Annotated in this window: 13 protein-coding genes; all 13 read right to left on the bottom strand. The window is 41.4% G+C overall.

The features are described 5' to 3' along the window. Positions 1–29: 29 nt before the first annotated feature. Positions 30–1277, bottom strand: coding sequence for a glycosyltransferase (locus ABD920_RS04660; protein WP_345157136.1), 1248 nt, complete (start codon positions 1275–1277; stop codon positions 30–32). Between the two features lie 34 nt (positions 1278–1311). Continuing rightward, positions 1312–2121: a glycosyltransferase family 2 protein gene (locus tag ABD920_RS04655; protein WP_345157134.1), complete on the bottom strand. Its 810-nt coding sequence runs from the start codon at positions 2119–2121 to the stop codon at positions 1312–1314. Continuing rightward, positions 2118–3101 (bottom strand): glycosyltransferase family 2 protein, encoded by a 984-nt coding sequence (locus tag ABD920_RS04650; protein ID WP_345157132.1) that lies wholly within the window; start codon positions 3099–3101, stop codon positions 2118–2120. Before ABD920_RS04650 ends, ABD920_RS04655 begins: the two co-directional genes overlap by 4 nt. Continuing rightward, positions 3098–4120: a glycosyltransferase family 2 protein gene (locus ABD920_RS04645; protein ID WP_345157131.1), complete on the bottom strand. Its 1023-nt coding sequence runs from the start codon at positions 4118–4120 to the stop codon at positions 3098–3100. Before ABD920_RS04645 ends, ABD920_RS04650 begins: the two co-directional genes overlap by 4 nt. A gap of 46 nt (positions 4121–4166) precedes the next feature. Then, positions 4167–5099: a glycosyltransferase family 2 protein gene (locus ABD920_RS04640; protein WP_345157130.1), complete on the bottom strand. Its 933-nt coding sequence runs from the start codon at positions 5097–5099 to the stop codon at positions 4167–4169. 39 nt (positions 5100–5138) lie between these two features. Beyond that, positions 5139–6041 carry a glycosyltransferase family 2 protein gene (locus tag ABD920_RS04635; RefSeq protein WP_345157128.1) on the bottom strand — a complete coding sequence of 301 codons (903 nt, stop codon included), beginning with the start codon at positions 6039–6041 and terminating at the stop codon, positions 5139–5141. Between the two features lie 133 nt (positions 6042–6174). Continuing rightward, positions 6175–6987, bottom strand: coding sequence for a glycosyltransferase family 2 protein (locus tag ABD920_RS04630; protein WP_345157127.1), 813 nt, complete (start codon positions 6985–6987; stop codon positions 6175–6177). 41 nt (positions 6988–7028) lie between these two features. Beyond that, complete coding sequence (locus ABD920_RS04625; RefSeq protein ID WP_345157126.1) at positions 7029–7808, bottom strand: glycosyltransferase family 2 protein; 780 nt, start codon at positions 7806–7808, stop codon at positions 7029–7031. Positions 7809–7845: 37 nt separating this feature from the next. Beyond that, positions 7846–9069: a glycosyltransferase gene (locus ABD920_RS04620; protein ID WP_345157124.1), complete on the bottom strand. Its 1224-nt coding sequence runs from the start codon at positions 9067–9069 to the stop codon at positions 7846–7848. Further along, positions 9066–10046, bottom strand: a complete 981-nt coding sequence (locus tag ABD920_RS04615; protein ID WP_345157122.1) for a hypothetical protein — start codon at positions 10044–10046, stop codon at positions 9066–9068. The genes ABD920_RS04620 and ABD920_RS04615 overlap by 4 nt, the downstream gene beginning before the upstream one ends. A 56-nt stretch (positions 10047–10102) precedes the next feature. After that, entirely contained in the window at positions 10103–11146 is a 1044-nt protein-coding gene (gene pseI / locus ABD920_RS04610) for a pseudaminic acid synthase (RefSeq protein WP_345157120.1), read from the bottom strand. 29 nt (positions 11147–11175) lie between these two features. Then, entirely contained in the window at positions 11176–12648 is a 1473-nt protein-coding gene (pseG, locus tag ABD920_RS04605; RefSeq protein WP_345157118.1) for a UDP-2,4-diacetamido-2,4,6-trideoxy-beta-L-altropyranose hydrolase, read from the bottom strand. Continuing rightward, on the bottom strand, positions 12645–13364 hold a 720-nt coding region (gene pseF / locus ABD920_RS04600), incomplete at its 5' end, for a pseudaminic acid cytidylyltransferase (RefSeq protein WP_345157117.1). The genes pseF and pseG, both read right to left, overlap by 4 nt.

Raw genomic sequence — 13364 nt, 5'->3', positions numbered from 1 at the left:
ATTATAAACCAAAATAGGGCATCTTATTATCATGAACGAGCAGAATTAGCCTTAAGTAGCTTATTATAGAATGAAATCATCTTCGTGCATAATGCCTCCTGGTCGAAATTCTCTTTCACAAAGGTCCTTCCTCTTGCCCCCATTTCGCCACTTGTTGTCGGGTCGTTATATAACTTTATGATTGCTGAGGCAATGGCATCCACATCTTTCTCAGGAACCAGTATGCCTGTCTCGCCGTCAATTAAACTGTCTGGAACTCCCCCTGTTCTGGAAGCAACAACAGGAACACCAGCCGCCTGAGCCTCTAATAATGCGAGTCCTTGTGCTTCGGCCGCTCCAGCATTTGTAGTGACACTGGTTAACAGAAAAACATTGGTGTCTAAAAGAAATTTAAAAACTTCATCTTGTGTCTTTGAACCTAAAAAATGGATTTTGTTACTTAATTCTAATTTATCGACTAACTCCTTGAGTTTGTTCTCAAGTGAGCCACTACCAATAATGTTATAAGTAAAATTCCCAAAATTGAACTTTTGCTGTAACAGATGCATGCCTCCTATTGCATATTCTATTCCTTTAACCTCTTCTAAACGAGCAATAGTAAGGATCTTAAAAACTTTAGCACTCTCTCTTACATTACTTGCTTGGAAATCAAAAACTTTCGAAGAGCTACTTACGGGTATAACAATAAGTTTAATAGGACTACAACCCAAAGCTACCAAACTTTTATATGTGAAGTTTGAATTAGCTATAAAGCCATCCCCATTTTTGAATAATTGCTTGTATTGCCTAAACTCATCTAAAATATCCCTATTCTGAAAATCATAGCCATGAAACGAGGTGACAACTTTCCCCTTTAGTAGCCCCATACTTCGAAGTTGTACTATATCATGCCCTATAGGTCCGAAATGGCAATGAATGATATCAAATTCATTATAATCAGCAAAAAGAAGCGCTCTATAGAAGTATCTGAGGTTTAATACCTCTTTCCCAAACTTGAAGAAGTTCAGGCTATTAAAGAATGATAACCTTTTATGATTGATATGGCGGACAAAATTCGTGTATTTTTTTACTCTGTTTACAGGTAGCGGCACTCCATAGCGAACCCTTTCTTGTAAATTATAAGCTTTAAACTGCGGTTGGAGCTTCTGTGAAGGATCTGGCCTATAATAAGAGAAAATTTGCACCTCTACCCCTGCATCAATCAAGGCTGTTATTTGATTGATAATAAAAGTTTCCGAAAGCTGGGGGAATCTATGAACGACAATGGCTACTCTCAAAAGAAAATATTAGTATTACTAATTTCAAAACTAATTACTTCAGAAAAGCGCCTAACTTAGAAGCTACCTTGAGCATTTTCTGTTTTTGTGCCCGCTGATTTAGCTGCTTACGAACATTCATAATTTCAGCTTTTCCCAAAGGGCATTTTTCAGATTGCAGCGCCTGTTCCAACACGTTTTTCCTTAAAGAAGCATATTGTCTGGCAAAATCGCTTTGAGACTCCTGTTTCTGGTGGGATCTGTGCCAAACTAAGTCTCTCGGGAATTTCACCAGATCATACTCCTGTGAGAGCTTAAACCACATCTCATAGTCTCCAATCATCCTTTTACCTGAAAAACCTCCTACCTTATTGAAAGCTTCTGTACGTATAATGGAAGACCCTGGAGATCGATCGAAATGGCCGAATCCTTTAAAAAAATGCTCGAAATAAGCTTCTTTAGGGGATATGCATGCAGGATAGAAGTTACCAGTATCGGGCAACGAGCTTAAACCGTATCCAGCCTCTGGAAAGGTTTCCATAGACCGCACCATCACCTCTAAACCGTGGGGGTAAATCATATCGTCAGAGTCGAGGTATTTGATGTATTTCCCGGTAGCATGTGAAGCAGCTTTGTTACGGTTCGGATAATCCCCCAGGTTCTGCTCGTTAACAAATACTCTTATTCGTTTATCTATAGCAGCATAGCTTTCTGCTATTTCCACTGTCTTATCCTTTGACTGATCATCTACAATCAATAACTCAAAATTAGATAAGGTAGATATTAGCACACTTTCAATAGCCTGAGCTATATAATCCTCCCGATTATAAGCCGTCATCAAAACACTTACGATTGGGAATTTCATTTACTTATTGTCTTTGGCTTAATAGCTGCCGGAACAGATTTACAAATTTCATTATGTTTTTGAGAAAGGACATCCTCGCCTAAGCTGCAATGCTCCAAAAAAAGGGCAACAGATTGATTTATGCTTTTCCGGAGATTCCAGTTATATATCAACCAAGTAAATTTATCCGCCACAGATAGCTTTTTTTCTAAAATCAGAACCTTTGCATTACGAATCATGCTAATTAAATCATTCTGTACTTTTTTTGGCTTAAAACCAAAATACATGAAAAAATGATAAAAGACAGTATAACTGCGTTTTAAAACATACTCAGGTTCATTTAAATGGTAATGATAAACCCTGGCCCAATTATTATATACGATACTATACCCCTTCAACAGGGTATCTTTCGCCCATAATGCATCCTCTGCAAAATTTGTCTTTTTAAAAGGTATTTCAAGCAAAACGCTTCTTCTATACATTGCCGTCACATTATCCCAGCCGCAGACGCTTCTCTTTTCTGAAGGTGATAAGTTCTCGAATTTATCAGGTCCAGGGAAATAATACTTTTTAATTCTAGGGGGAGATTGCGGTCTAAACCATTCAATTGGATTCTTGTCTAAATCATGCGGAACAATCTGCTGACCACAAACACCTGCTACATTCGCATCATTTTCAAATCCATTCAGTAGATGCTCTAGCCAGAACTCATCTGATGGCTTAGCGTCCTGTACTGTCATTACTATAAATTCGCCTCTCGCAGCTTCTACACCTATATTACGAGTTAATCCATGATTAAAAGAGGTGGGGTCTACTTGAATTAGGTGGACACTATGGTTTTCAAGGATGGCAAGAGAAGAGTCAGTAGAACCCGAATCGATAGCAATTATTTCTGCGCAGTAAAAAATTGTTTGGCGTTTGATAGCATATAAAGTCTCATCAAGCCAGTAATCGCCGTCTTTAACAGGTATGATAATAGAAATAAGGATCTCTTTTTTCAAAGCGCTATTTTCTCGTGGTATTTTACTTTACTTAAAGTTACCCGATAGTTATTGTAAATATCAACCTTTGGCCGCACAGACAGCTTCTTTAATAAAGGAAACTTATATAGCTTAATCCGCTTAGCCCAATAAAACTGCCTGATTTTATTCATACAAGCAGCATCAAATAGTGCATATTTATCATTCAGTTTAAGTAACTGATCCGCCTCAGCAAAATGATTGCTATGGATGGCACTACATACAAGATCAAATCCCATATGTATAAGACCTTTTTTATATTTAGGAAGCAGGCCTCTCTGGTCCGCGAGATTTAAGGTATCTGTATATACCTTTACTCTGCTTTGGAATTTAGGCAAAGAGTTAAAGCCTGTTCTTGAAAGACTTATCTCTGATACCCTAATGAATATATCCGGAGGCAGGTTCAACAATTTTTTGTATTTAAGATCGCTGAGAAAGGTCCTCAGATGCAGTTCGACATCCTGCCACAGCAGTAATGTTTCATCCCACATGCCTACTTCTATAAAAGATTGCTTTTTCCAGATGGTGCCTGTTCCCTGGCAAATGGGGTCACCTAACATAGTTCGGGTTATGTCATCTGTTTCATTCTCTATGTTCCAAAGCAAACCCAAATCATCAGGTTTGTTTTTAAATAACAGTAAAGGGAAAATCAGGAAGTCGTATTCAGGGTATTCACCGGCCGCTTTAAGGCGCTGCTCCACACAGAACGATGCCAGCACGTCATCCGAGTCAAGAAAAATGAGATAATTACCGCTGCAATTTTCTATGGCTATATTCCGGCAGGCAGCGGCGCCCTTTGGTAACCTCTCGCGTTGAAAAACTTTAACCCTGCTGTCCCTTGCTGCAAACTCCTGCATCACTTGAGGGCTATCATCTGTGCTTCCGTCATCAACAATAATCCATTCCCAATTAGGAGAGGTTTGGTTAAAAATAGACGCCGCTGTTTCTTTTATTAATGCAGCACGATTGTAATTAGGAGTAATAATTGATACAATACACATTTTATTAAAATAGATGAGGCTATAAAGTCAAACAAATATTATTAAGCTAATATCTGCCCCCATTCTTGCTGTAGGTTGGTATAAAATATTTTAATAATTTTAACGAATAAAAATCGTAGTTTAGAAAATGTATGCCGTAGAAAATTATATAAGCTAATTTTTTATATTCTTTCTTTTCAATTTTTTCTTTTGCTCTTAGTTTCACAAAAGCCTGATACCTACCAACCAATTGCCGCATGCTAAAGTCATTTTTATAATTCAGATTTTTTCTTCTTAAAATAGTTTCTTTCTGGACTACCAAATTCCAATAGACAGCTTTACTTCTCCCATCATAATTTGAAATGCCGCCTTTATGTAACCTGTAGTTATATAAAGATAAATCAATAAAAAGAATACTTCCTACTTCTTCTAATTTGTAATATAGGTCCTGGTCTACTGCCCTTCTAAGTACTGGATTTATTCCCTTAGTTTTTATATAAGATTGTGTCTTGAAAGTAGCGAAATGAGAAATCTTTTTTTCTTTATAGCCTAAACTTGTTCTGTCTCTCGGAATCACTCCTATGTTTGAAGAGACTTCTAAAACGTTAAGTTTATGATCACATAAATTATGCTTCGAATATATAAGGCTACATTCATGATTTACAATATGTGCCTTAACCATTATTTCAAGTGCATTAGGCACTAATGAATCATCAGGATCTAGATAGCCAAGTATTTCACCTGAAGCTAGTTCCACACACTTGCTTTTTGTATAGCCACACCCCCTGTTTTCCCGGTTTAGGAATACTTTGATTCTCTTGTCATGACTGTACCTCTTAATTACTTCAAGCGAACTATCCGTGGAGCAGTCATCAACAAAAATAATCTCCCAGTTCGTGTAGGTTTGCGCTAAAACAGAGTCTATGGCTTCTGGTAAAAAATTGCCATTGTTATAGCTTGCTATTAGAACAGAAAATAAAGGTAAGTTATGATTTTGCATCAAAAATTATAAAAAAGAAGCTTTAACTTTTAAACAAAATTATTTGCCTTTATTTAGAAGATACGATTTATGAATAGGCCGGAGGTTAGATATAGTTTTATATATTACTTTCCCTTTAACTTTAGCTTCTTTTATTCTTCTAAATATTAAGTATGTAAAAAGTTGATCTATTTCACTTTTTAAAACAAACACTAAATTAGCAAGAAATTTACCATTTAGATTTTTGATGTTTAGAACATTTTTAATATAGCTCCTTTGCAAATTAAGACTTATGTTTAAAGGCTCCCTATTATCTCTATCATGAAATATCTTTACTGTAGTGACTAAACCTATTTTATATCCTAAAGATAATGTTCTGTGTGCATAGTCTTCATCTTCTCCGTAGTGAGGAAAAATAGGATCGAAAAGACCAACCGTTTCCAGGCACTTTCTAGAAACCAGCCATGCAGCAGCATTTATAAAGTTAGTCGTGTAGACTGGTTGTAATTTAGAAAGATAAAGATCAGAAATTATTTCTGGAATATTATAAGAACTTAAATAGCGTGAAAAAAGGCTGTCTAAACTACTACCTACGCCATTTAGATGCATTGGACTTAATATACCGTACTGCGGATTGTTTCTATTAGCAACTACTAACTCTTCTACAGTATTACTTTCAATCCAGGCATCTTGATTTAATAAAAAGAAGTAATCATAGTCCAAGGCTAACCCTTTCTCTATACCCAAATTATTTCCTTTTCCGAACCCTAAGTTAATGTTACTCTTAATGAGCATTACTTCTGGATAATTATTCTCTATATACGAAGTAGTGCCATCTGTGGAACAATTATCTACTACAATTGGTGTAAGAGGCAAAGAAGAATTCCTTAATAGGCCTATACATTTATCTATCCATTGTAAACCATTATATGTTACTATAATCACAGCAACTTTAGTAGCCATACTATTCTCTAAAATAAATTTAATTATACTATACTATCACGTATAGTGTTTTATTTTGAAATTATTAGCGTTGTTAGAAACTTAATTTATCCGGGGCTAACAATTTAATTTTAAATTATTCTGTAAAATTGATTTACAAGACAGGTTTATTCAGTAAAATTTTTAAAATACTTTTAAGCTTATTTTCTTGTATATGCTTCTGCTTTTTCTCGTATTGTAAAACTTTTTCTAATGCTTGTATGGCATAAGTAGCATAGTATGGCTGATATTTATTTACTAAATATCTTTTGTTAACAACATGATTTGGTCCTGATTCTGTATTTGATAGCGAATTATGAAGAACGCGATAGTTATAACCAACTTCCTCCAAGTAATAGAACTTTTTGTCATTAAAGAGCATCTTTAACCAAAGCTCCCAATCTTCATTCCCTTTAAAAGGCATACCTTCGTCATAACCTCCTAACTGTATTAAATCGTCTCTTCTAATCAGGGCACAATTATCAACTTGGTTTCGATTTAAAAGCCTCAATTTATTAAGCTCACCGACCTTCCAAGTTCCAGATTTCTCACCAATGTATTGTGCATCAGTATACACAACAGAAATCGTGCTATCACTTTCCATAATGTGATAAGCCATTTCGAAAACTGTAGGGATGATCGTATTATCTGAATCCACAGGCAATATATATTTACCTGTCGATGCTTTAATACCTGTATTTCTAGCCGTACTGGGTCCTGCGTTCTTTTGCTCAATCACAATACCACCTTGCTGCTTAATAACTTCTAGAACATGAATTGTCTCCTCGTCAATAGAGCCATCATTGACAATGATATGTTCTATAGGCACACTCCAATTATATTCCCTTATACTATGCACTGCCTCTAACAGGTACTTCCCATGATTGTAGCAAGGAGTTATAATTGATATCGCTATTGTGTTTGTCATATTGTTATAAAATCAATAATTCTAATTGCCTATGTTTATAATTAAGAAATTAACTTACTTTTAAGCTTTAGATAAAACTTGAGAAAGCGGGAATTTGATAATGTCTTAAACTTACTTTTTAGATTATTATAGGCTATATAGTCTTGATAAAAACGGTTATACTCTTTTTCCAAAACTTCTTTTCTTTCCCTTGTAGTAATTTCCCAACTACCGGCTTGTGAACTTATACCATCGAAACCAAATACGGATAAGGGCTTATCTACATATGTAAATGTTGCATTAAAGCTACATATGGCTCTTACATAAAACTTCCAGTCAGATGAAATCCTAAGCGTCTCATCATAGAAGCCCACTTTATCAAACAGATTCTTCTTGATGAAGGCGCCCCCAGAATGTGGAATGGTATGTTTTATAAAATAATCGAATGTTAAATTAGCTGGATATTTTTTTTCCCATTGTTTGTGGGATTCCTGAATTAATAAGTTGCCATAAATAATATCTGTACCATTCAGAAGTTGAAGCATATCAGACAAAACATTAGGATCAACTAAATAGTCTCCAGAATTTAAGAAAAATAAGTATTCACCTGATGCCTGCAAAATACCTTTATTTAGAGCGTTGTACACTCCTTTATCTGCTTCGCTAACCCAGTAACTGATTAGATCTGAATAACATTTAATGACATCCGTACTACCATCGGTTGATCCACCATCGATTAAAATGAGCTCATAATCTCTGTAAGATTGGGCGTAGAGACTATTTAAAGTGTTCTCTAATCCTAAAACATTATTGTAGTTAATAGTGACGATGCTTAACTTCATCTAGGTACTTACTTTAAAAAGAAACTAAAAAGTCAGGTTAAGATTTGATTTGGCTATATAGTCCTATATATTTATCTGCATGCTGCTTCATGTTGAACATACGAAAAGCTGTATCCCTGATTTCGTTTCTTTGGAAAATAAATTTATTATCAATAAAGCCTTGTATGGCTTCTGCTAAACATTCTGATGATAAAGCTTTAGCAAGTATTCCATTGTCACCTGTTTTTATGACTTCAGCCATGCCTCCTACCGGAAAGCTAATGATAGGCAGCCCACAGGCCAAGGCTTCAAGCATTACATTAGGCATGTTATCTTCTATACTGGGTAACACAAAGCAGTCAGCAACATTATAAGCTATATTTATGAGCTTTGCATCTTTTAAAGTGCCTAAATTATAACACTTGAAATTGCTTTGCAATTGGTTATCGGTAGTATGACCAATGGTAACTAAGTTTATATCCTGATGATTTTTCAACGAAAGTAAAGCAGCCAATAATAGATCAAAACCCTTGCGTTTGTTTAATAAGGAATCAGCCGCAAAGAAAATTTTTATTCCTTCCACCGGAATACCTAAAGCCTCACATGCAACTTCTTTTCTTAGTGGCTTGAATACTTCGAAATCAATTCCATAAAAGAAACTCTCATGAACTGGCCTGTTACTAAAAACTTTAGAATTTTTAGTGGCCTCCCCAAGCCATTTTGATGGAGTCACGACATGTAAAGTAGATAGTTTTTTAACACTCTCCACCTTAAGATTTTCGAATTCAGACTCAAGATCACCCCAAACATTCATATTATTTTCTCTGTCTTTGGAATAGTGAAACCCACCTTGAAAAGGGTTCATATCATGCAAAGTCCAAACAACAGGTTTTTTAAGATTTGAAAAAAAAGAGGGGTAATCAATAAAGTTAGCTACCCAGTGGAGATTGATTATATCAGCCTCTTTTACCAAAAAGTGGTGATGAAGCGCGATATCGGTCCTCGGGAAACTGAAAGCTTCATATTCTCCTCTCAATCCTTTGACTTTTCTTTTATTTAATACAGAATTTGGTAATTTTATTCCAAATCGATTTAAAATATTTTTTTTGATAGAACTTATACCTGATGTCCGATACTGATAAACTTCCGGAACGGATGTTGAACTTTTGTATAAACACAAGAATTTAGATTTAACACCAGATTCAAGCAGTGCAATATGAGTTCTTAATGCTGCAATGCCAGCACCACCCGAATCAGAGGTCGATATATGTAATACCTTCATCTTAAAATTTTAAATAATAGATTTTCCCCTTTCTTTTTTATCAACCTAAGCTTCCATAATACTTCAGAAACCAATATAAAACTGTAAATAACTATTTTAGACTTTTTATAGCTAGTTCCAGCAATCGATTCTATGAATTTTATTTTGTCATATGTTAATTCAGAGGGCTTCTCAAAGAGTGATTGTGCCTTTTTCTTGTTCTGATTAGCTTCTATATCAGCATCATAAAGCTCATAATTTTTTGGATTGTTGTGATTAACTTTTAAATTATAATCACAGAAGTATTGACACCCACATAAAGAGGAATAAAATAGATCTGAGCCTAAATTATTAGCATAAGAATATTTGAAGCGTCTGCATATATCATAAAACCTTAGTAAAAAGTCTTTATCATATATGTGACCAGCACTGATTACCTCAAACCCATACTTTTCATAAATAACGTGTTTGTTATCTAGAAAGTCCTTCCAATAAATGCATATGACTATTGGCTTGAATTCATCTGCTAAGCCTTTTAATTGATTAATAAAGGCAACACTGTCAAATTCAGCAGAAATATGATGGGTAGAATGACTTGGAAAAACTATTGTCCCTTTTCTTTCAACCTTACTTGAGTTGTTATTATTGCGTAGTTCCTTTTCAACTAAATCCTTGGCATATAAAACAGGAGGTCCAATAGGTATTACAAATTCAAATTTTTTTGATTTTTTAAAACATTTCAACCTTTCCTTTGAACTAGTAAAAGCAGTAGGAAAACCTGTTTTTAAATCTAATTCCCAAATATTACTATGCAGCTTTAATGAATGCTCATAGACAAGCTTCAAAGGCTTTGATTCGTCCAGACCACAATACCTTTTCAGGATACTGGCTTGCCCGTAAAAATCATTAGGTTCATGTTTTTCTGAAGTAATAAGGGGTCGATCTCTACAGATTTCTTCTAAATCATCTTGTTGATATAAAAACTGTATGTCATGCATTTAATTTATATTGTAAATTATAAACCATTAACAAAAAAAATGTTATAAGTTTGATTTTAAACCATCTCCCAACTGAGTGGCGTCCCCCTTTTTATAAAGCCTTTGGCCTTTCTGCCCAGCAGTGTCTCGTAATGTTTCGGCGCAAGGCCAAGGCCTGGCCGGATGACACGGATATTCTCCTTTGTCAGTTCCTCGCCGGCATCAATATCCCTGGCCGCATACACCGAGCGCTTGAAGAGGCGGCTTTTCTCCTCTGCCTGCTGCACCCCGTACTGCACCCTGCCCAGGGCCAGCCTGGCCCGTTCCGTCTCCACCACCAGCGCCCTCAGCTCCGCAGGCTCCAGCGAGAAGGCCGAATCCACACCGCCGTCTGCCCTGCTGAGCGTGAAGTGCTTCTCAATGACGGTCGCCCCCAGGGCCACCGCCGCCACCGCTGCGCCTATCCCCATAGTGTGGTCCGAGAGACCCACCTGCACCTGGTAGAGCTCCCGCATGTGCGGGATCGTGAGTAGGTTCGTGTTCTCAGGGGAGGCCGGGTAGGTGGAGGTGCATTTGAGCAGCAGCAGCTCCCGGCAGCCTGCCTCCCGGAGCACCTGCACGCCCTCGGCCACCTCCTGCACCGTGGCCGCGCCCGTGCTCATGATCACGGGCTTGCCGGTGGCGGCGACCCTGCGCAGCAGCGGGTGGTCCGTGTTCTCAAAGGAAGCTATTTTATATATAGGTGCGCCCAGCTCCTCCAGAAAGTCCACGGCCGTCTCGTCGAAGGGAGAGGAAAAGGCAATGAGACCGAGCTCCCTCGCCCGGTCAAATATCGGCTTATGCCACTCCCAGGGCGTATAAGCTTCCTTGTATAGATCATACAGCTCCCGCCCCTTCCAAAGGGAGTTCTCGTCGGCAATGGTGAAGGCCCCCGGCAGCGTCATGGTGTCGGCGGTGTAGGTCTGCAGTTTGATGGCGTCAGCGCCAGCTTCAGCAGCAGCGTCCACGATGGCCAGCGCCCGCTCCAGCGACTGGTTGTGGTTGCCAGACATCTCCGCGATGATGAACGGTTTCTGGCCGGGGCCTATAAAGCGACCTTCTATCTGTATATCTTCAAACATGTGTAATCTTTCGTTATTTTGTTTAGGGTTCAAGCCAACGGCAGCACAAACCGGAGCGCGCCCGGATGCCCGGGGTCAGGGGCGCCGCGCCTGAAACCGGCTTTCTCAAAGGACCGCACAGAGGCATAGTTCTCCTGTTGCACGAGCCCCTCCACTTGCTCTATTCCTGCCAGGCTTTCCTTCAGCTTCTCCACGCCCCTGAGCAGGACGAGGTGTCCCAGCCCCAGGCCCCGGAATGCCGCGCTGATCATATAGCTGATGGATGCTTTCCCCCCAGAGGTGCTGAAGCGGATCTGGGCGGCCGGATTGCCGTCTACCTCCGCTATATACAACAGCGTCTTCCCGTCCGCCATCAGCTCATGGAACCATTGCGTGTGCCGCTCTAAGGTAATGGGGTCGGGGTTAAAGGAGTTCTGGCGCACCTGCGGGTCGTTGGCCCATTCAAACAGCAGGATTCTGTCATCCAGGGTGGCTTTACGCAGGCGCAGGCCAGCGGCCACGCTGAGCCCACGGAAAACCCGCCTCAGCCTCTCTCCGCTCTGCCCATCCAATTGCCGCCGCTGGCCAGCCGCCTGCTCCCGGAACATGGCGGGCAGGGAGGTGCTGCTTAAGACCTCAGGCAGTTCCTCATATCTCCGAGCCAGGCCGCTTGAGGTCAGGAAGCGGTATAGCGCCTGCTGGTTATCCGCCGTCTGCCGTATGAAAAGCAACCCTCCAATGGCCGCGTACTCATAAGCCACGCCGCTCGCCGCGGTGACGGCCACTGCGCAGCCTCGCATCAGCTCGCACATCTGCCGGGCATCCAGGTTGCGGTGAAGCGTGAAATTCTTGTGGTGCTGAAGCCAGCCCTGCAACACCACCTGGTGCCTGTAAGCCTCGCCTACCACGACCTCCACCTGCAGCGCCTCGCTCAAAGATGACAGTTCTCCCGCCAGTTGCAGGGTCACGTTTTGCGGGTCCGCGCCGCCAAGGCTCAGCAGCACCCGCATCCGACCGTCCGGTATGTCCCTGGCAACGTTAGCAGCTTCCAGGAAGGGGGGGCGGAGCAGCGCATAGGCGGGGCCAAGGCAGAGCCTGGTATAGGATGCATGGTTATATGCCGTTTCGCTCACACCCCCAGCCTGGTTGATCACCACATCCGCCACGAACCTGTAGGCATGGATGTCGTCGATGCAGACAAGCGTGGCCCCTTTGTTCTTGACGCCCTGCTGGTAGGCGGTGCCAAAGTGATACCCGTCCAGCACCACGATCTCCTCCTTGGAGATGTAGGCATCAAGCTCATGGAGGTAGCGCTCTTCGGCAGCGGCGCAGGGCGGCAGCACTATTACGCCCTCGCATACCTGCCGGATCTGCTGCTGCAACTCTTTGGCCGGGGCCTGAATCGCGAACACGCACTCAAACTCCCCGCGCAGCAAGTCCGCCAGCGCCAGAGAGCGCACCACGTGCCCCAGCCCGATCTGGCTGTTCCCGTCCGCCCGGAAGATAACGCGCCGCTTTCTCATCTTTCCCGGTGCCCCTCCTGTTGCATGAGCCGGTATTTCATCTCCGCCAATTTCCAGTCCGTCAGGTTGTCAATGTCCTGTACCTCCAGCTCGCTCAGTTCTATGGCGCCCGTGTTGTCGGTGAAAAGCGCCTGCTTCTCCAGGAACCTCTTTACAGCGAACCAGTAGAACTGCCCCGCGTCGTGGAAGGCCGCGGGCAGGTCCTGCGACCTGCTGCCCAGGTGCTCCGGCCAGTTCATCACCGCCCTGCCGCCCTCCATCCTGAGGCTTCGCCAGATGGGGTAGCTATAGCGGAGCACCGGGAAGACGGAGTCGCGCTGCTGAGCGGTCAGCAGCGCGAAGGCAGCCCTGATAGAGGCCGTCTTCACCAGCGGGGCGGTAGGGTAGATGCAGCAGCCATAGTCATAGGTTTCCCCGGAGGCTTCATAGGCTCGCAGGACTTCTGTCAGTACTGCCGCGGTGGTGGCGAAATCATCCGAGGCAGCGGTGCTCCTCAAAAAAGGGACTCCGGCACCGTGCCTTCGGGCCACTTCCGCTATCTCCTCATCATCGGTGGATACCATCACCTGCTCAAACAAGCCTGACTCCAGGGCCGCCTCGATGGAGTAGGCCATGATGGGTTTGCCCAGGAACGCCCGGATGTTCTTGCGCGGGATGCGCTTGCTGCCGCCGCGGGCCGGTATGATGGCGATGCGCTTCACTTCCCCGCAAACTCC

This window comes from Pontibacter saemangeumensis (genome assembly GCF_039541895.1).
In the GTDB taxonomy this organism is placed as follows: domain Bacteria; phylum Bacteroidota; class Bacteroidia; order Cytophagales; family Hymenobacteraceae; genus Pontibacter; species Pontibacter saemangeumensis.
This window is presented reverse-complemented; position numbering and strand designations above follow the sequence as displayed.

What these genes read in the sequence shown, in the direction of transcription:
- pseG (WP_345157118.1), bottom strand. Translation starts at nt 12,648, where the DNA reads ATGAGAAAGCGGCGCGTTATCTTCCGGGCGGACGGGAACAGCCAGATC.
- ABD920_RS04625 (WP_345157126.1), bottom strand. Translation starts at nt 7,808, where the DNA reads ATGAAGTTAAGCATCGTCACTATTAACTACAATAATGTTTTAGGATTA.
- ABD920_RS04645 (WP_345157131.1), bottom strand. Translation starts at nt 4,120, where the DNA reads ATGTGTATTGTATCAATTATTACTCCTAATTACAATCGTGCTGCATTA.
- ABD920_RS04655 (WP_345157134.1), bottom strand. Translation starts at nt 2,121, where the DNA reads ATGAAATTCCCAATCGTAAGTGTTTTGATGACGGCTTATAATCGGGAG.
- ABD920_RS04640 (WP_345157130.1), bottom strand. Translation starts at nt 5,099, where the DNA reads ATGCAAAATCATAACTTACCTTTATTTTCTGTTCTAATAGCAAGCTAT.
- pseI (WP_345157120.1), bottom strand. Translation starts at nt 11,146, where the DNA reads ATGTTTGAAGATATACAGATAGAAGGTCGCTTTATAGGCCCCGGCCAG.
- ABD920_RS04630 (WP_345157127.1), bottom strand. Translation starts at nt 6,987, where the DNA reads ATGACAAACACAATAGCGATATCAATTATAACTCCTTGCTACAATCAT.
- ABD920_RS04635 (WP_345157128.1), bottom strand. Translation starts at nt 6,041, where the DNA reads ATGGCTACTAAAGTTGCTGTGATTATAGTAACATATAATGGTTTACAA.
- ABD920_RS04615 (WP_345157122.1), bottom strand. Translation starts at nt 10,046, where the DNA reads ATGCATGACATACAGTTTTTATATCAACAAGATGATTTAGAAGAAATC.
- ABD920_RS04620 (WP_345157124.1), bottom strand. Translation starts at nt 9,069, where the DNA reads ATGAAGGTATTACATATATCGACCTCTGATTCGGGTGGTGCTGGCATT.